At 61.6% G+C, this 17,029-nt stretch carries 15 protein-coding genes; 2 read left to right on the plus strand and 13 right to left on the minus strand.

All coding sequences use genetic code 11. From position 1 onward, the window contains the following. Positions 1-84: 84 nt before the first annotated feature. From pssA to J3P73_RS08630, 4 genes are all read right to left on the minus strand, one after another. Positions 85-930, minus strand: a complete 846-nt coding sequence (gene pssA / locus J3P73_RS08615) for a CDP-diacylglycerol--serine O-phosphatidyltransferase (protein ID WP_024321223.1) — start codon at positions 928-930, stop codon at positions 85-87. Positions 931-1,004: 74 nt separating this feature from the next. Then, positions 1,005-1,703, minus strand: a complete 699-nt coding sequence (locus J3P73_RS08620) for a phosphatidylserine decarboxylase (RefSeq protein WP_017963685.1) — start codon at positions 1,701-1,703, stop codon at positions 1,005-1,007. A 134-nt stretch (positions 1,704-1,837) separates the two neighbouring features. Then, positions 1,838-3,715 carry an ABCB family ABC transporter ATP-binding protein/permease gene (locus J3P73_RS08625; RefSeq protein ID WP_018070581.1) on the minus strand — a complete coding sequence of 626 codons (1,878 nt, stop codon included), beginning with the start codon at positions 3,713-3,715 and terminating at the stop codon, positions 1,838-1,840. 203 nt (positions 3,716-3,918) lie between these two features. Then, the gene (locus J3P73_RS08630) at positions 3,919-5,943 is read right to left on the minus strand and encodes a LysM peptidoglycan-binding domain-containing protein (RefSeq protein ID WP_207579873.1); all 2,025 of its coding nucleotides are present in this window, start codon (positions 5,941-5,943) and stop codon (positions 3,919-3,921) included. Positions 5,944-6,098: 155 nt separating this feature from the next. On the opposite strand from J3P73_RS08630, the gene J3P73_RS08635 reads away from it, so the two are divergent. Beyond that, positions 6,099-6,722: an LOG family protein gene (locus tag J3P73_RS08635; RefSeq protein ID WP_003558142.1), complete on the plus strand. Its 624-nt coding sequence runs from the start codon at positions 6,099-6,101 to the stop codon at positions 6,720-6,722. Positions 6,723-6,838: 116 nt separating this feature from the next. On the opposite strand, the gene rarD is transcribed toward J3P73_RS08635, so the two are convergent. The 7 genes from rarD to cysS form a co-directional block, all read right to left on the minus strand. After that, on the minus strand, positions 6,839-7,753 hold the full coding sequence (rarD, locus tag J3P73_RS08640) for an EamA family transporter RarD (protein WP_027689730.1): 915 nt from the start codon (positions 7,751-7,753) through the stop codon (positions 6,839-6,841). 220 nt (positions 7,754-7,973) lie between these two features. Further along, entirely contained in the window at positions 7,974-9,587 is a 1,614-nt protein-coding gene (gene cimA, locus J3P73_RS08645; RefSeq protein WP_207579874.1) for a citramalate synthase, read from the minus strand. A gap of 125 nt (positions 9,588-9,712) precedes the next feature. Next, on the minus strand, positions 9,713-10,675 hold the full coding sequence (gene pip / locus J3P73_RS08650; protein ID WP_207579875.1) for a prolyl aminopeptidase: 963 nt from the start codon (positions 10,673-10,675) through the stop codon (positions 9,713-9,715). Beyond that, positions 10,672-11,148, minus strand: coding sequence for a GFA family protein (locus J3P73_RS08655; protein WP_027685275.1), 477 nt, complete (start codon positions 11,146-11,148; stop codon positions 10,672-10,674). Before J3P73_RS08655 ends, pip begins: the two co-directional genes overlap by 4 nt. Next, entirely contained in the window at positions 11,145-11,633 is a 489-nt protein-coding gene (locus tag J3P73_RS08660) for a GFA family protein (protein WP_207579999.1), read from the minus strand. The genes J3P73_RS08655 and J3P73_RS08660 overlap by 4 nt, the downstream gene beginning before the upstream one ends. Further along, positions 11,630-12,106, minus strand: a complete 477-nt coding sequence (locus tag J3P73_RS08665; RefSeq protein WP_207579876.1) for a GFA family protein — start codon at positions 12,104-12,106, stop codon at positions 11,630-11,632. The genes J3P73_RS08660 and J3P73_RS08665 overlap by 4 nt, the downstream gene beginning before the upstream one ends. After that, a complete protein-coding gene (gene cysS / locus J3P73_RS08670) occupies positions 12,103-13,494 on the minus strand; it encodes a cysteine--tRNA ligase (protein WP_130655113.1) in 1,392 nt (463 codons plus the stop codon). The genes J3P73_RS08665 and cysS overlap by 4 nt, the downstream gene beginning before the upstream one ends. 354 nt (positions 13,495-13,848) lie before the next feature. Here cysS and J3P73_RS08675 point away from each other — a divergent pair, with 354 nt between their 5' ends. Then, positions 13,849-14,598 (plus strand): glycoside hydrolase family 25 protein, encoded by a 750-nt coding sequence (locus J3P73_RS08675; RefSeq protein WP_207579877.1) that lies wholly within the window; start codon positions 13,849-13,851, stop codon positions 14,596-14,598. A 110-nt stretch (positions 14,599-14,708) separates the two neighbouring features. Here J3P73_RS08675 and J3P73_RS08680 read toward each other — a convergent pair whose 3' ends face one another. Together J3P73_RS08680 and purF are read right to left on the minus strand one after the other, a co-directional pair. Continuing rightward, the gene (locus J3P73_RS08680; RefSeq protein WP_207579878.1) at positions 14,709-15,449 is read right to left on the minus strand and encodes an SDR family NAD(P)-dependent oxidoreductase; all 741 of its coding nucleotides are present in this window, start codon (positions 15,447-15,449) and stop codon (positions 14,709-14,711) included. 78 nt (positions 15,450-15,527) lie between these two features. Then, the gene (gene purF, locus J3P73_RS08685) at positions 15,528-17,018 is read right to left on the minus strand and encodes an amidophosphoribosyltransferase (RefSeq protein WP_207579879.1); all 1,491 of its coding nucleotides are present in this window, start codon (positions 17,016-17,018) and stop codon (positions 15,528-15,530) included. Positions 17,019-17,029: the final 11 nt, after the last annotated feature.

Consider the following 17,029-nt stretch of genomic DNA (forward strand, 5'->3'; position numbering starts at 1 on the left):
AACGCATGCTTTTCCCGGGGATCCGTCAGAACGAAGGGAGAGAAGCATTTCCGTAATTTGGAGAAATCCGGAAATGCTCGGTGATCAGATGTGCCGGCCGATATCGTCGTCGCCGATGCCCGGCTCCTCGATCGTCAGCGTTCCGTATTTCCGCTGCCATTTCCGCGCGCCGAAGGGAAGCGATAGGAGGTAGGCGGCAACGGTGAAGACCATCACCTCCCAGGTGTAGCTCATTAGCAGAGCCACATAGAGCACGACGCCAAGCATCATCGGCAGCACGAGATCGCGCCGCAAGCGGTTGCCTTCCGATTTGCCTGACCAGACCGGCAGCCGGCTGATCAGCAGGAAGGCGATGAGCACGGTGTAGATCGACGAGAGATAGGCGAAGGTGCGGTCCGTCGCCAGCCCGAGGAAGCCGAGATAGACCGGCAGCAGCACCAGCATGGCGCCGGCCGGCGCCGGCACGCCGACGAAATATTCCGATTGCCAGCTCGCCTTGTTTTCGCGTTCGGCCATGACGTTGAAACGGGCAAGGCGAAGCCCGGCGGCGATCGCATAGATCAGGGCGGCGATCCAGCCGAGCGAGCGCGCCTGGTCGAGCGCGAAGACATAAACGACGAGGGCGGGTGCGACGCCGAAATTGACGATGTCGGCAAGCGAATCCATCTGCGCGCCGAATTTGGAAGTCGCCTTCATCAGCCGTGCCACACGCCCGTCGATGCCGTCGAGGAAGGCGGCGAGCAGCACCATGGAGACGGCGAGCTCGTAACGATTCTCGAAAGCCAGCCGGATGCCGGTCAGCCCGGCGCAGATCGCCAGAATGGTGATGAGGTTCGGAAAGACGAGCCGGAGCGGGATTTCGCGCAGACGCGGGCCGCGGGCGGAATCATCCGGCCCATTGGGCTCGAAAGGCGGAAAAGGCGTTTCCATATCGCGTTCCAATCGTTCCTAAAGCAATTCCAGCAAACCTGCGCAGCGGTCACTTCCGTGAAAGCTGAACCGCTTTAGCTGCGGCGGCTGATGACGGGACCCTTGGCGGAGGCGAATTCGGCGATGACGGTTTCTCCTGCAACCGCCGTCTGGCCGAGCGAGACGCGTGGCGCAGCACCGGCGGGCAGGAATACGTCGAGCCGCGAGCCGAAACGGATCAGCCCGAAACGCTCGCCGGCATCCACCGGCTCGTTGGGGTTTGCCCAGCAGAGGATGCGCCGCGCCACGAGGCCGGCGATCTGCACGACGCCGATCTGGCCGTGGCGGGTTTCGATCACCAGTCCATTGCGCTCATTGTCCTCGCTCGCCTTGTCGAGTTCGGCGTTGACGAAGCTGCCGGAGCGGTAGTTGATGCTGACGATGCGCCCGCGCATCGGCGCCCGGTTCACATGGCAATTGAAGACGTTCATGAAGACCGAGATGCGCAGCATCGGCTCGGAGCCGAGGTTGAGCTCTGCCGGAGGGGTCACCATCTGGATCGCCGAGACCTTGCCGTCGGCGGGAGAGATCACCAGATCGTCGTCCTGCGGGGTCACGCGCTCGGGATCGCGGAAAAAATAGGCGCACCAGAGCGTGAAGATCATGCCGATCCAGAAGAGCGGCTTGAAGATCCAGCCCAAGACAAGCGACGCGACGAAGAAGGCGGCAACGAAGGGATAACCCTCCTTGTGCACGGGGACGATCGTGTTGCGAACCGTGTTGAACAGGCTCATGGCTGCCGGTCTCCTTGCGTTTCCATTTTTGCTGGTTAGCGAAAAACCGTCTCCGGGGCAATGCTGCGGCCTCGGCCCTGGTTCCCACGCCGGGGTTCTGAACAACAAAAGCCGGCAGGCGTCGGTCTCCCGGCTCAGCTTGCCGGAGCAAGCCGAGTTATGACCCCCAGGTCGTCGCTTTCGCGCACCTGCTTCAGATGTTCTTCGGCCTGCGTCGCCTCGCGCTGGCGGTTCCACATCGAGGCATAAAGGCCGTTTCTTTCGAGGAGGGCGGCATGTGTTCCACGCTCGGCAATCTCGCCGCTTTTGAGCACGATGATTTCATCGGCGCTGATGACAGTCGAAAGCCGGTGGGCGATGACCAGCGTCGTGCGGTTCTTCGAAACCAGGTCGAGTGCCTCCTGGATTTCCCGTTCCGTCGTCGTGTCGAGCGCCGACGTCGCCTCGTCGAGGATCAGGATCGGTGGCGCCTTGAGGATGGTGCGGGCGATCGCCACCCGCTGCTTCTCGCCGCCCGAAAGCTTCAGCCCGCGCTCGCCGACCTTGGTTTCGAAACCCTCGGGCAGCGTTTCGATGAAATGCGCGATCTGCGCCACCTCGGCAGCGGCAAAGACTTCGCCGTCGCTGGCCGATGTGCGGCCGTAGCGGATGTTGTAGGCGACCGTGTCGTTGAAGAGCACGGTATCCTGCGGCACCATGCCGATCACCGAGCGCAGGCTCTTCTGCGTCACCGTGCGGATATCCTGACCGTCGACGCTGATTGCGCCGCTCTGGATATCGTAGAAACGATAAAGCAGGCGCGACAGCGTCGATTTGCCCGCACCCGACGGACCGACGACGGCGACCGTCTTGCCGGCCGGCACCTCGAAGGAAATGCCCTTCAGGATCGGACGGGCCGCATCATAGGCGAAGTGTACGTCCTTGAAGGAGATCGCGCCCTGGCCGATCCGAAGTTCGGTCGCATCGGGCGCGTCTTTGACTTCGGTCTGCACTTCAAGCAAATCGAACATCTGCTCGATGTCGGTCAGCCCCTGGCGGATTTCGCGATAGACGAAGCCGATGAAATTGAGCGGTACGGAAAGCTGCAGCAGCATCGAATTGACGAAGACGAAATCGCCGACCGTCTGCTCACCGCGCTGCACGGCCAACGCCGACAGCACCAGCATGATGGTCGTGCCGATGCCGAAGATGACGCCTTGGCCGAAATTCAGCCAGCCGAGCGAGGTCCAGACATCGGTCGCCGCCTTCTCATAGCGTTCCATCGATTTGTCGAAACGCTTTGCCTCCATCTCCTCATTGCCGAAATATTTGACGGTCTCGAAATTGAGGAGGGAGTCGATCGCCTTGGTGTTGGCGTCGGTATCGCTGTCGTTCATCGACCGGCGGATGGCGATGCGCCAGTCGGATGCGCGGATCGTGAACCAGATATAGGCCCAGACGGTAAAGGCGGTAACCGCGAGATAGGAGAAGCCGTAGCCCCACCAGAAGATCACTGCCGTCAGCAGGAATTCGATGACGGTCGGGACGGAGTTGAGGATCGTGAAGCGCACGATCGTCTCGATACCCTTGGTGCCGCGCTCGATGATGCGGGAGAGACCGCCGGTCTTGCGCTCCAGATGGAAGCGCAGCGACAGTTCGTGCATGTGCACGAAGGTCCTGTAGGCGAGCTGGCGCACTGCATGTTGTCCGACGCTGGCAAAGAGCGCGTCGCGCAGCTGGTTGAGGCCGAGCTGGATCAGCCGGGTGATGTTATAGGCGATGACAAGCGCGATGGCGCCGGCCAGCAGCGGCGGCACGGAGCCGGCAAGATCCATCCTGCCGTTCAGCGCATCGGTCGACCATTTGAAGAAATAGGGGACGAGCAGCAGGACGAACTTGGAGATCAGCAGAAAGACCGAAGCCCAGACGACGCGCATCTTGAGGTCTGGCCGGCCGGCCGGCCACATATAGGGCCAGAGGTTGAGAAGCGTCTGCGGCAGGTTGGAATCCGAGACTGTCTTGCCGTTTGCCATGATTGTCTCCAGCCCGGATGGGCTTGCCGCGATTCGATGCCGGCAAGAGCGCGGAACCGGGACGTGCCTGAAAGCGCTTCCCACAACCCGCAGCCGCCACCGCCAGATAGGGTGCCGGGCGGACGAATACAACAATTGCTGGGGTAAGGAAACGACGAGGCCGGGCGCTTATCCCGCCCGGTCTTGCCGTGTTGTTTTGCAGCTTAGAGATGCTGGCCGGACATGCGCTTGCGGTGCAGCTCTTCGGCATTCGGCAGTACATCCTTCGGCAGGCCGAAAATCTGGCCAGGGCGGATGCGATCGGGATTGATGATCTTGTCCTCGTTGGCGATGTAGATTGTCGTGTAGCGAACGCCGAGACCATAGGTGCGGCGCGAGATCTGCCACAGCGTGTCGCCGCGGCGAATGATAACCGCTGCGTTGTTTGCCGTCAGCGGCGCCTGTTCGATCGTCTTCGGCTGGTTGCTTCCGACATCGTTTGCGGACGGCGCTGCCGGCGCGGGTGCCACGGCGAGTTCGGCGATCATCGCGCCGAGCCTGTCGAGTGCGCTGCCCACGGATTTCGCATCCTTCGGCAGGCCCTGCAGCAGTTTCAGCGCGTTGCCGGCGATCTGAGAGGCGGAGCCTGACGTCTGCTTGAAGACATCAGGCGCATCGGCCGCAGGGCGGAAATCGGCGACGGAGCGCAGAGCGAATTCCGTTGCCGAGCGCGCCGCGGCGAGCTGCTCGGCGCCTGGCAGCTTGCCATCGGCAAACAGGCCCTTCAGCAGGCCGAAGGCCTTGCCGACTTCGGCTTTGAGTTTGTCGAGCTCGCCTTCGTCGAGCGGCACCATCGAGGGAGCGCTGTTCGTGTCGGCGGGTACCGATTGTGCGGCGACCCTCACCTGGTCGCCGGCTGGGCGATTGAAATTCACCGCCGCGCGCACGATCACCTTGCCTGCGGGATCAACGACATCGACGCGGATCTTGTGGTCGCCGACCGAGAGCGCCACCACGCCGTCGATGACGAAGTGGCCGTCGGAGCCGGCGGTATCCTGGCCGACGAGGCTGTCGTCGGCATAACCGATAACCTTGGCGTTGGGGCGCGTCGTGCCGGCAATAAAGATCTTGTTGCCCTCGATTTCGACGGCATTGACCATCACATCGGGCACATTCGCCTTATCCGATGGCGTAGCTGCGCCGGCGGAGGAGGTGTCGGTGAGGTTCGGCGCCTGCAGCGCCAGCTCGCCGGTTGGTGCAACTGTTGCGGCAGGCGCAGCCGAGCTTTCGCCCGTTGCCGGCTTGTCCGCAGGCGGGGCCATCGGATTGGAGGCATCGGCAACTTCGGTTCCGGCCTTCGGCGCGGTGATGATGCGGCTCGCCGCACCGGGTTTGGAGACCATGGCGAGCAGATTGGCGCCATTGCCGTCCTTCGGCACGGAAATGGTCGCGACTTCTTCGGAAAGCGTGCTCTTGCCGTCCTTGCTCGTGAACTTGAGCACGAGCTGGTGGTCGCCGGCCGGAAGCGGATCGTCGAGGACGGCAGCAAAATCGCCGCTCGCATCGACATTGGCCGTCGTCACCACCTTCTCGCCGTCGAGCACCTCGAGCTTGCCGTTCGGTTCGGCGGAGCCGGCGATCACCGTCGAGCCGTCGGGCTCGACGCGCAATACGTCGAAGGCCGGAAGTTTCGGGCCGGTATTCTCCGCTGCCGTGTTCGCCGCAGGGGCGGTCTCCGGCGCACCGGTCAGAGCAGCCTCTGCCTTGGCGATCGCGGCAAGCGCATCGGCAATGTTCTCAGGCAGCGATTGGACGATGGCGAGCGCCTTCGCGCCGCCGTCCTTGGCCTTGGCGGCAAGGGTCTGGGTCGCGGGATCGAGGCCCTCGGGAATAGTGAAGCCGGCAAGTGCGGTCAGCGCGTTGACGGCCTTGGTCTTGGCGGCAGTGAAAACATCGATGGCCGGGCCTTTGCCGTCCGCAAACAGCGCCTTGAGCTCGCTGAGCGATACGCCGGCATCGGCCGAAAGGCGACCGACCTGATCGGCGACCGCAGCCGCATCGCCCACAGCGGAGCGCGATGTCTTTGACGCCTCGTTAACCGTGTTCTTGAGCTCCGTGCTCGCCTGGTTGATGGCGTCGCCGACCTTGGTTGCATCGCCGCCGATACGCGGCATGACGACAAACACCATCAGTAGGATTGCGATTGCGAGGACTGCAAGAGCCAGCAAGCCGGCACGGTTCTTCATCATTATGTCTCCCAGAGCGGCAATTTGCCGTAATACCCAAAATTGCTAGCGATTCCCGTTGCTTTCCACAAGCATTCAAAGCAATTAGGCAAGCTAGGCACGCTGCTTTTCAGTCAATTTTCTTGACTGCATTGAAATGGAATAGTTGTTTTGCCCTCATGACCGAACAATCTGTATCGATTCGATCCATCTGCGTTTACTGCGGCTCCAGGCCGGGACGCGATCCTTCCCACATGGCGGCCGGGCGTGCTCTCGGAAGAGAGATCGCCGAATACGGCCTGCGCCTCGTCTATGGCGGGGGTACCAAAGGCATCATGGGCGCGGTTGCCAGCGGCGTGCTTTCAGGCGGCGGTCAGGTCACGGGCATCATTCCCGAATTCCTGATCGATATGGAAGCGACTCGCCACTCGCTCGGTCAGCTGAACGAACTCATTGTAACCCCTGACATGCATGCGCGCAAACACACCATGTTCGAGCGCTCCGATGCCTTCGTCGCGCTGCCCGGCGGCATCGGTACGCTGGAGGAGATCGTCGAGATCATGACTTGGGCGCAGCTCGGCCGCCACGAGAAGCCGATGGTCTTCGCCAACGTCAACGGTTTCTGGGATCCGATGATGGAACTGATGCGCCATATGACCGAAGAAGGCTTCCTGCACACCGCCCACCGGGTGCAGCCACTCGTCGTCGACGAGATCTCCGGCATCATTCCGGCGATCATGGCCCAGGCAGCCCAGCTCGCCGCCGATCGTGACGGCGAGGACGAGGTGATTTCGAAGATGTAGGGATGCAATGCATGTCGCCCAAAAGTGTCCAGCGGTTTTGGGACAAAGACATGCATAAAACAAAGACCTAAAGCGCGTCGCATGAATCCGATTCGACGTGGCGCGCTTTAGCGCCCTCAGCGCCCGCGGCTCCCCTTGAGCATCGACCAGCTATAGAGGAACAGCCCCGCCCAGATCAGCGGGAAGGCGATCATGCGCGCCGTGCCGAATGGCTCGTGGAAGACGAAGACCGCGATCAGGAAGATCATCGTCGGCGCGATATACTGCATGATGCCGATCGTCGAGAGTTTCAAGAGCTTGGCGCCGTTCGCATAGATCATCAGCGGCACGGCGGTGATGACGCCGCACCCGAGCAGCAGGATCGTGTCGGCAAGACCGGTGCGGTAGAGGTGGCCCTGGCCGCTGCCGAATTCGAGATAGAGAATGTAGAGGAGGGCCGGCCCGCTGAGGATCAGCACTTCGAGGAAGAAGCCCTGGTTCGGCCCGAGCGGCAGCGTCTTGCGCAACAGGGCGTAGAACCCCCAGCTGATCGCCAGCGTCAGCGCCACCCACGGGATGCCGCCGCTGTCCAGCGCGAGAATGGCGACGGCAAGCGCCGCAAGCGCGATCGCCGCGATCTGCAGCGGCTGCAGCTTTTCCTTGAGGAACACCGCGCCAAGAAAGATGCTGAACAGCGGATTGATGAAATAGCCGAGTGCTGCGTCGAGCGAATGGCCGGCGCCGATCGCCCAGACATAGGTGCCCCAGTTGACGGTGATCAGCGACGCTGTCAGCGCCGCCATCGCCAGCATGCGCGGCGAGCCGAGCGCCGTTCGGATGTCCTGTGTGCGTCCGAGCACGATCAGCACGATGCCCGCCAGCGGCAGCGACCAGACGATGCGATGGGCGATCACCTCGGCCGGCGAGATATGCGCCACCGCCTTCATGTAGATCGGCAGGAAGCCCCAGAGCAGGTAGGCTGTGAGCGCGAAGGCGAACCCGCGCGGACTGTCTTCGTTCTTGGCCAACGGAACGGATGCATCGGTCGACATCGGTGTTTCCATCTTTGTTCTTCTTCTGATCCGGCCTAGCTTAAGCGCCGTGAATAGGCCAATTCATTTCGTTGAATGAAGGGTGAGAGGATTTGAACCGGGAGACGAAGCGATGGACGAGAAGATATCCGATGCTCTCGGCTGGAAGACGACGTCCGAAGGAAACGAATGGTATTCGGGCGAGGGGCTGGGACCCCGGCGCCGAGCCGGCGGAATAGGTTTATTCCGCCGCGATCTTGCCCGCCAGCTGCCGGTTCTTCATCAGCTTGTAGATGACGGAATCCATCAATGCCTGGAACGAAGCGTCGATGATGTTCTCGGAGACGCCGACCGTCCACCAGCGCACGCCGTCGCTGTCGGTGGATTCGATCAACACGCGGGTGATCGCCTCCGTGCCGCCATTGAGGATACGCACCTTGAAATCGGCGAGCACGAGATCGTCGATCTCGTGCTGGTACTTGCCGAAATCCTTCCGTAGCGCGAGGTCGAGCGCGTTGACAGGGCCTTCGGCATCGGCAACCGACATCAGCGTCTGGCCGTCGATGGTGATCTTGACCACCGCCTCCGAGACGATCTTCACGCGCCCGAGACTGTCGAAGCGGCGCTCGATCATCACGCGGAAGCCTTCGATGGTGAAGAATTCCGGGATCGTGCCGAGCGTGCGGCGCGCCAGCAGTTCGAAGCTCGCATCCGCGCCCTCATAGGCATAGCCGATGGATTCACGTTCCTTGACGATCGAGATCAGCAGGTCGAGCTTCGGATCGTCCTTGGCGACCGCGATGCCGCGCCGTTTCAGCGCATTGATGAAGTTCGCCTTGCCGCCCTGGTCGGACACCATGACCTTGCGGAAGTTACCGACGGTTTCCGGCGGCACGTGTTCATAGGTCCGCGGGTCCTTGATCAGCGCCGATGCATGGATGCCGGCCTTGGTGGCGAAGGCGGAAGCGCCGACATAGGGCATCTGGTGGTCGGGCGAGCGGTTGAGCAGCTCGTCGAAGGCATGCGAGAGCCGGGTGAGGTTGAGCAGCCGCTCCTCGTCGATCGCCGTTTCGAAACGTGTGTTGTAGGCGCTCTTCAGCGCCAGCGTCGGGATCAGCGTCACCAGATTGGCATTGCCGCAGCGCTCGCCGATGCCGTTCAGGGTACCCTGAATCTGCCTGACACCGGCTTCGACGGCGGCAAGCGAATTGGCGACCGCCTGGCCGGTGTCGTTATGCGCATGGATGCCAAGACAGTGCCCGGGAACGCCCGAGGCGATCACCGCCTCGACGATCGCCCGCACCTCCGGCGGCTGCGTGCCGCCATTGGTGTCGCAGAGCACCACCCAGCGCGCGCCGCTCTCATAGGCCGCCTTGGCGCAGGCGAGCGCATAGGCCGGATTGGCTTTGAAGCCGTCGAAGAAATGCTCGCAATCGACGATCGCCTCCTTGCCCGCGCCAACCGCCGCCTTGACGCTTTCGGCAATGCATTCGAGGTTTTCCTCGTTGGTGCAGCCAAGTGCCACAGCGACGTGATAATCCCAGCTCTTGGCGACGAAACAGATGGCATCGCTTTTGGCCTGAAGCAGCCCGGCAATGCCGGGATCGTTGGAGACCGAAACGCCCGCCCGCTTCGTCATGCCGAAGGCGACGAAGCTGGCCTGGCTGGTGCGCTTCTCGCTGAAGAAGGCCGTATCCGTCGGATTGGCGCCGGGATATCCACCCTCGACGTAATCGAGGCCGAACTCGTCCAGCATGGCGGCGATCGCAATCTTGTCCTCGACGGAAAAATCGATACCGGGCGTCTGCTGCCCGTCCCGGAGCGTCGTGTCGAAGAGGTAGATGCGTTCTTTCATGTCGTTTCCTCCCGCCAAGCGGGTTGTTGTGAAGTGCGGATGCTGCCCCTCATCCGGCTGCCGTCACCTCTCCCCGTTTTCTGACGGGAAGAGGCTAGGGTGTGGGGCTGCCCCAATACCAACGATCAGTCTTGCTTCCCGGCAAACTTGTCCGTCGCCCGGATCAGTTGATCGAGAATCCCCGGCTCCGAATAGGCATGGCCCGCGCCCTCGATCAGGTGGAATTCCGCCTTCGGCCAGGCCTTGTGCAGCAGCCAGGCATATTTGGCCGGGCAGGGCATGTCGTAGCGGCCATGCACGATCACGCCGGGAATATCCCTGAGCCTGCCCGCATCGCGGATCAGCTGTCCCTCGTCCATCCAGCCGGCATGGACGAAGAAATGGTTCTCGATGCGCGCAAATGCATAGGCGAATTCCGGCTCTTCGAACTTGAAGCTCGTCGAAGGTTCCGGCAGCAGCGTGATCGTTTCGCCTTCCCAGATGCTCCAGGCCTGCGCCGCCGCGAGGCGGACGTTCCTGTCCTCATGCGTCAGACGGCGATGATAGGCATGCATCATCTCATGCCGCTCTTCCGGCGGAATGGGCGCGATGAAGCGCTCCCACTTGTCAGGGAACATCTCCGAGACGCCGAATTGATAATACCAGTCGAGTTCGGCCTTGGTCAGCGTATAGATGCCGCGCAGGATGAGCTCGGAGACATGCTCTGGATGCGTCTCGGCATAGGCGAGCGCCAGCGTCGAGCCCCAGGAGCCGCCGAACACCTGCCAGGTGTCGACGCCTGCCATCTCGCGCAGCCGCTCGATATCGGCAACGAGGTGCCAGGTCGTGTTGGCATGGAGTTCCGCATGCGGCGTCGACCTGCCGCAACCGCGCTGGTCGAACAGCATGACGTCGTAGAGAGCAGGATCGAAGAGCCGGCGATGGGCAGGCGAGATGCCGCCGCCCGGGCCGCCATGCAGGAAGACGGCGGGCTTGGCGCCAGGCGTACCCGAGCGCTCCCAATAGATCACATGGCCGTCGCCGACATCGAGATGGCCGGAAGCATAGGGTTCGATTTCGGGATAGAGCGTGCGCAGTATCTCGGTCATATCTTCACGCCTTTCGCGGGCCAGACTTCTGTGTCGTGATCGGGATGCTGGAAGGAGATGATCGCCTCCTGTCGTGAGTAGAAATCCTGATCCTTCAGCACCGGCGCCTCGAAGATTTCCTCGACCCAGGGCAGGCGGGCCTCGTAGTTCACCTGGATCAGCGGTGCGAGGTCGCTGCGGTCGTCGAAGGTGCCGATCGCAAGCTCCAGCCCGCCCGGATGACGATAGGTCATCGGCGTGCCGCAATTGCTGCAGAACCCGCGTTCGATATTGACCGAGGACTGGAAGTAGCTCGGCTCGCCGCGCGTCCATTCCATCCCTTCCTCAGGCGTGGTGACGAGCGCGGAGAAGAAACCGCCGAACTGTTTCTGGCACATGCGGCAATGGCAGATCGAGGGACGTCCTAGTTTGCCCGAGATGCGGAAGCGCACGGCGCCGCACTGGCATCCGCCTGTCTTTATCGTGTCCGTCATGAGCTTTCTCCGAGGGGCCAGCTTTTCGTGTCGTGGTCGGGGTGCTGATGGTTGCTTGCCGCGATCGCGTTCTCGCGGTCGGGCGTTTCAGGCTCTGGTTCCAGCGGCAGGCCATCCAGCGCGTGAAACCAGGACATCTTGCGGCTGGTGTTCGATTGCATCACCGGCTTGACCGCATCGGGATTATCCAGCGAGCCGAGCGTGAGGTTGATGAAATCAGTCTCCGGAATGTCGTAGAACAGCGGCGTGCCGCAATCGCCGCAGAAGCCGCGCCGCACCAGATCCGAGGACTGAAACCATTTCGGCGTGCCGCGTGTGAAGGTAAAATCGCTGCGCATCACCCCGGCGAGCGGCATGAAATAGTTGCCGGCTGCCTTCTGGCACATACGGCAATGGCAAAGATGGGGATAGCCGAGTTCGCCTTTGCCGCGGTAGCGCAACGCTCCGCACTGACACCCGCCGCTTCTGTCTGATTCCGCCGTCATCCGAGCTCCTTCGGTGGCCATGTCTGCGTCTCATGATCGGGATGCTGGCAGGAGACGAGCTCGAGCAGGAAGGGGGCAGCCTGCGCATCCTCCTCCGTCCGGTGCCCCGGCAATTCGTGCAGATGATCGACGAAACCGATCTTGCCTTCGATCCCGAATTGGACCACCGGCGGAAATGCCGAAGGATCGTCGAAGGCGCCGGCGGCAATCGCCATTCCATCCGGCGCTTCATAGGTGAGCGGCGTGCCGCAGTCGCCGCAAAAGCCGCGCTCGACAAAGTTGGAAGAGCGGAATTTTTTCCGCTCTCCGCGTGTCCATTCGAAATCGGCGCCGCGCACCGAGACTAGCGGCGCATAATAAGCACCGAACGCCTTCTGGCACATACGGCAATGACAGATCGACGAATCCTTGATGTCGCCGCTGACGCGGAAACGGATCGCTCCGCATTGGCAGCCGCCGGTATAGGTCGTCATCTCTTGACCTCCCAGGTCGTCACGCGCTCGCCGGTCACCGCATCCTTGCCGTCCTTCAACTGGATGCCCTTCGCCGTCAGCTCGTTACGGATCTTGTCAGCCTCGGTGAAGTTCTTCGCCTTCAGCATTTCGAGACGCATTGCGACCAGCGCATCGACCGCCGATGCGACGGCTTCGTCGATCTCCATCTTTTTCGGCAACAGGCCCAGAAGGTCGGCCGTTGCGGCAAAGACGGCACGGGCTGTGGGATCCGCATGGGCAGCCTGCGCCAGCGCATGCAATGCCTGCACCGCCGCGACCGTATTGAGGTCGTCGGAAAGCGCGTTCAGCACGGTTTCATCGGGAGCCGCATCGCCGGCTTCGGCCGCCGGCCATTTGGCGAGCAGACGTTCGGCCTCTTCCAATCGCTTGATCGAGAAATCGATCGGCTCGCGGTAATGCGTCATCAGCATGGCAAGGCGCAGCACCTCGCCCGGCCATTTGCGGCCGCCGAAGGTTTCCGTGTGCAGCAACTCGTGGATTGTGACGAAATTGCCTTCGGATTTCGACATCTTGCGGCCTTCGACCTGCAGGAAGCCGTTATGCATCCAGACATTCGCCATCACCTCGGTACCGTGGGCGCAGCGCGACTGGGCGATCTCGTTTTCATGATGCGGGAAGATCAGGTCCAGCCCGCCGCCGTGAATGTCGAAGACATCGCCGAGATAACGCTTGCTCATCGCAGAGCATTCGATGTGCCATCCGGGCCGGCCGCGGCCCCAAGGGCTGTCCCAGCCGGGCTCGTTGTGGCTCGACAGCTTCCAGAGCACGAAATCGCCAGGATTCTTCTTGTGTGCGTCGACCGCGATGCGGGCGCCGGCCTGCTGTTCGTCGAGCGGGCGCTTCGAAAGCTGACCGTAATCCGCCATGGATTTGGTGTCGAACAGCACTTCGCCCGATGCGACATAGGCATGACCGTTGCCGATCAGCTTCTCGATGATCTCGGTCATCTCAACGATATTGTCGGTGGCGCGCGGCTCGAAGTCCGGCTCCAGGCAGCCGAGGTCGGCGACATCGGCGTGAAATTGGGTCTCGGTCTTTTCCGTGACGGCGCGGATCGCGTCGTTGAGCGGCAGGCCCGGATGGTCCCGAAGCGCCCGCGCATTGATCTTGTCGTCGACGTCGGTGATGTTGCGGGCATAAGTGACGTGGTCTTCGCCATAGACATGGCGCAGCAGCCGGAACAGCACGTCGAAGACGATGACCGGCCGGGCATTGCCGATATGAGCGAAGTCATAGACGGTCGGGCCGCAGACATACATGCGGACATTGTTGGGATCGATCGGCGAAAAGACCGATTTTTCCCGCGTCAGCGTGTTGTACAGCTTCAGTTCCGGCGTCGCGTCCATTTCACTCTCCCAAATGCACGATCAGAAAAATATCGCGACCGGCGGACCGGGGCGTTTCGCATCTTGACTATTTGGGAGACGAAAACGGCCGGGCCAGCGCTCGCGCTAGCGAATAATCTTCCGGCAGATAATGCAGATAACCGTTTTCATGGCGGGTTTTATGGCCCGGTTCGCGCTTCCGGTCAAGGGGGCGAAGAGCGATCCAGCGGCAACAGGATCCATCCATCCGATGAATCGATCGCAGCCGCGACATCTGGTGAAACCAGTTGGCGGGCCCTTGAAATTCGCCCGCCATTTTCGCGGCGCAAATCTCGCATAGCCGGTTGAGAAGCTGTTGTTAATAGGGAGGAAGGGATGCGGAGACCGGCTCGATCGACGATCGGAGCGACCGCAATGCTGGTGGTCGCATTCGCTGCATATTTCGCATACGATTTCGGAATGCTTCGCTTCAACAATCCTTCCTTAAGCAGCTATCCGATCCAAGGCATCGATGTCAGCCATCACCAAGGTGATATCGATTGGAATGTGGTTGCCTCGCAGGCGAATGTCCGCTTCGCCTTCATGAAGGCGACCGAAGGTGGAGATCATCGGGATTCCAAATTCGCCGACAACTGGCAGCGCGCCGGAGATGCTGGATTGGTCAGGGGCGCTTATCATTTCTTCACCTTCTGCCGACCGGGCAAGGATCAGGCGCAGAACGTCCTGGCGACCGTGCCGAAGGAACAGGGAACTCTGCCCATCGCCATCGATCTGGAGTTTGTCGGCAATTGTAACAAAATCCCGACGCTCGAGGAAATGGCTGCCGAGGTGAACGCCTTCTTCACCGAGCTGAAGGGCACTTTTCCGGAGAAGCCTATTTTCTACGTGACGCAGGAGTTCTTCGATCAATATCTGAAAGGCAATGAATCGCGCTTTCCCGACCACTATCTGTGGCTGCGTAGTGTATTCAGGGAACCGAGGCAGGAACAGTGCAGTCGTTGGTCAATCTGGCAATTTGCCGACAACGGCACCTTGGACGGCATCCAGGGACCGGTTGACCTCAATGCGCTTTGCCCGTCGGAAGCGGGCTTGGCGCATCTGTTCCCGGCAGTTGCAGCGAACTGAGACGTCTACAGCGCCACGCGTCTTTTCGAGAGCCGCAAAGGACGCTGTGGCACTTTGAATTGCTGCATAATTCCTTAAATCGATTCCGATTTAAGGAATTATGCAGGAGCTTATTCCGGCAACCGGTAATCGACGAGCTTGTTCTCCCGCACGATGAACAGCTTACCCGTCTCGGTCACTCCAGGCCCCAGCAACGGCAGGATCGCCTTTGCGACCTGGGAGGGATGCGGCAGCGTCTGCGGATCTTCGCCCGGCACCGCCTGCGCCCGCATCGCCGTGCGTGTCGCCCCCGGATCGACGCTGGTGACCCGCAGCGGTGTGCTTTGACTTTCGCCGGCCCAAGTGCGTGCCAGCGCCTCGACCGCAGCCTTGGAAGCGGAATAGGCGCCCCAGAAGGGGCGGCACTTGTGGGCAGCACCCGAAGAGATGATCACCGCGCGGCCGGCATCCGAGCGGGCCAACAACAGGTCGACCGAACGGATCAGCCGCCATGTCGCGGTGACGTTGATGGTCATCACCTTCTCGAACACTTTCGCTTCGATATGGCCGATCGGCGAAATGACGCCGAGCACGCCGGCATTGGCGACGAGGATGTCGAGCTTGCCCCAGCGCTCGAAGATCGAGCCGCCGAGCGCATCGATCGCATTCATGTCGGCAAGGTCGAAGGGCACGAGCGTCGCCGTGCCGCCGATGGCCTTGATCGCATCGTCGAGGTCCTCGAGTCCGCCGACTGTGCGTGCGCAGGCAATCACATGGGCGCCGGCTTTCGCAAGTTCCAGCGCCGTGAAATAGCCGATGCCGCGCGACGCACCGGTGACGAGCGCGATCTTGCCCTCAAGATTGATATTCATGATGTCGTGTTCCCTCACGAAGGGAGAGGGGTGCGATGAACCCCTCGGGATGGACAATGGAAAAACCGGCGCGCTGTGTCAGCCGTTGCTGGCAAGCATCGAAATCTTGTTGCCCATAGACTCGCCGTTCTTGTCGAGCAGGCGGGTCGGATAGTCGCCGGTAAAATAGTGGTCGGTGAACTGCGGCCGGGCCGGATTGCGGTCTTCACCGCCAACAGCGCGATAGAGGCCGTCGATCGACAGGAAGGCGAGTGAATCCGCGCCGATATATTTGGCCATGGCTTTGACATCGGCATATTGGTTTGCCAGCAGCTTGTCTGCGTCAGGCGTGTCGATGCCGTAGAAATCCGGGAAGAAGATCATCGGGCTTGCGACGCGGACATGGACTTCGCGCGCGCCGGCTTCACGGATCATCTGGACGATCTTGAGAGAAGTCGTGCCGCGCACGATGGAATCGTCAACCAGCACCACGCGCTTGCCTTCGATCATTGCCCGGTTGGCCGAATGCTTCAGCTTTACGCCGAAGGCGCGGATCTGCTGCGTCGGCTCGATGAAGGTGCGCCCGACATAATGGTTGCGGATGATGCCGTATTCGAAGGGAATGCCGCTCTGCTGAGCATAGCCGAGCGCCGCAGGTGTGCCGCCATCCGGCACCGGCACGATCACGTCGGCATCGACGGGCGATTCCTTGGCGAGGTTCATGCCCATGCGCTTGCGTGTCGTATAGACGTTGCGGCCGCCGACAACCGAGTCCGGGCGGGCGAAATAGACATATTCGAACAGGCAGAGGCGCTCCGGCTGTGGCTTGCTGGGCTTGCGCGCATCGATGCTGATCGAGCCGTCAGGCTGGATTTCGCAGATAACGACTTCGCCGTTCTCAACGTCGCGGATGAACTTGGCGCCGATAATGTCAAGCGCGCAGGTCTCCGAGCAGAAGATCGGCTTGCCGTCGAGCTCGCCCATGACCAGCGGGCGGATGCCGGTCGGGTCGCGCGCGGCAATCAGCTTGGTGCGCGTCATGGCGAGCATCGAATAGCCGCCTTCCATCTGACGAATGGCGTCGATGAAGCGGTCGGATGTCGAAGCGTGGCGGGAACGGGCGATGAGGTGAAGGACGACTTCGGTATCAGAGGTCGACTGACAGATGGCGCCGGTCGCGATGATCTGGCGGCGCAGCGTCAGGCCGTTGGTGAAATTGCCGTTATGGGCAATGGCGATGCCGCCTTCTTCCAGTTCGGCAAAGAGCGGCTGCACGTTGCGCATGGCCACTTCGCCGGTTGTCGAGTAGCGGGTATGACCGATCGTAATGCTGCCGGGCAGGCGGGCAAGCGTCATCGGATTGGTATAGTGGTCACCGACGAGGCCCATGTGGCGCTCTTGATAAAAGCGCTTGCCGTCGAAGGAGACGATGCCGGCCGCTTCCTGTCCGCGGTGCTGCAAGGCATGCAGGCCGAGAGCCGTGAGCGCGGCGGCATCGGGATGTCCCAAAATTCCGAAAACCCCGCATTCTTCATGCAGCGTATCTCCGTCGAGCGGATCGTCGGTCGGGAAGGAATGGGACTGGTTCATTTCTGCGGGCC

Source organism: Rhizobium ruizarguesonis, assembly GCF_017357285.1.
In the GTDB taxonomy this organism is placed as follows: domain Bacteria; phylum Pseudomonadota; class Alphaproteobacteria; order Rhizobiales; family Rhizobiaceae; genus Rhizobium; species Rhizobium ruizarguesonis.

Coding starts and splice junctions, on each gene's coding strand:
- J3P73_RS08625 (WP_018070581.1), bottom strand. CDS start 3,715: ATGGCAAACGGCAAGACAGTCTCGGATTCCAACCTGCCGCAGACGCTT.
- J3P73_RS08665 (WP_207579876.1), bottom strand. CDS start 12,106: ATGACGACCTATACCGGCGGCTGCCAATGCGGAGCGATCCGTTTCCGC.
- cysS (WP_130655113.1), bottom strand. CDS start 13,494: ATGGACGCGACGCCGGAACTGAAGCTGTACAACACGCTGACGCGGGAA.
- J3P73_RS08655 (WP_027685275.1), bottom strand. CDS start 11,148: ATGACGGACACGATAAAGACAGGCGGATGCCAGTGCGGCGCCGTGCGC.
- J3P73_RS08675 (WP_207579877.1), top strand. CDS start 13,849: ATGCGGAGACCGGCTCGATCGACGATCGGAGCGACCGCAATGCTGGTG.
- J3P73_RS08630 (WP_207579873.1), bottom strand. CDS start 5,943: ATGATGAAGAACCGTGCCGGCTTGCTGGCTCTTGCAGTCCTCGCAATC.
- J3P73_RS08660 (WP_207579999.1), bottom strand. CDS start 11,633: ATGACGGCGGAATCAGACAGAAGCGGCGGGTGTCAGTGCGGAGCGTTG.
- J3P73_RS08680 (WP_207579878.1), bottom strand. CDS start 15,449: ATGAATATCAATCTTGAGGGCAAGATCGCGCTCGTCACCGGTGCGTCG.
- pip (WP_207579875.1), bottom strand. CDS start 10,675: ATGACCGAGATACTGCGCACGCTCTATCCCGAAATCGAACCCTATGCT.
- J3P73_RS08620 (WP_017963685.1), bottom strand. CDS start 1,703: ATGAGCCTGTTCAACACGGTTCGCAACACGATCGTCCCCGTGCACAAG.
- J3P73_RS08635 (WP_003558142.1), top strand. CDS start 6,099: ATGACCGAACAATCTGTATCGATTCGATCCATCTGCGTTTACTGCGGC.
- pssA (WP_024321223.1), bottom strand. CDS start 930: ATGGAAACGCCTTTTCCGCCTTTCGAGCCCAATGGGCCGGATGATTCC.
- purF (WP_207579879.1), bottom strand. CDS start 17,018: ATGAACCAGTCCCATTCCTTCCCGACCGACGATCCGCTCGACGGAGAT.
- cimA (WP_207579874.1), bottom strand. CDS start 9,587: ATGAAAGAACGCATCTACCTCTTCGACACGACGCTCCGGGACGGGCAG.
- rarD (WP_027689730.1), bottom strand. CDS start 7,753: ATGTCGACCGATGCATCCGTTCCGTTGGCCAAGAACGAAGACAGTCCG.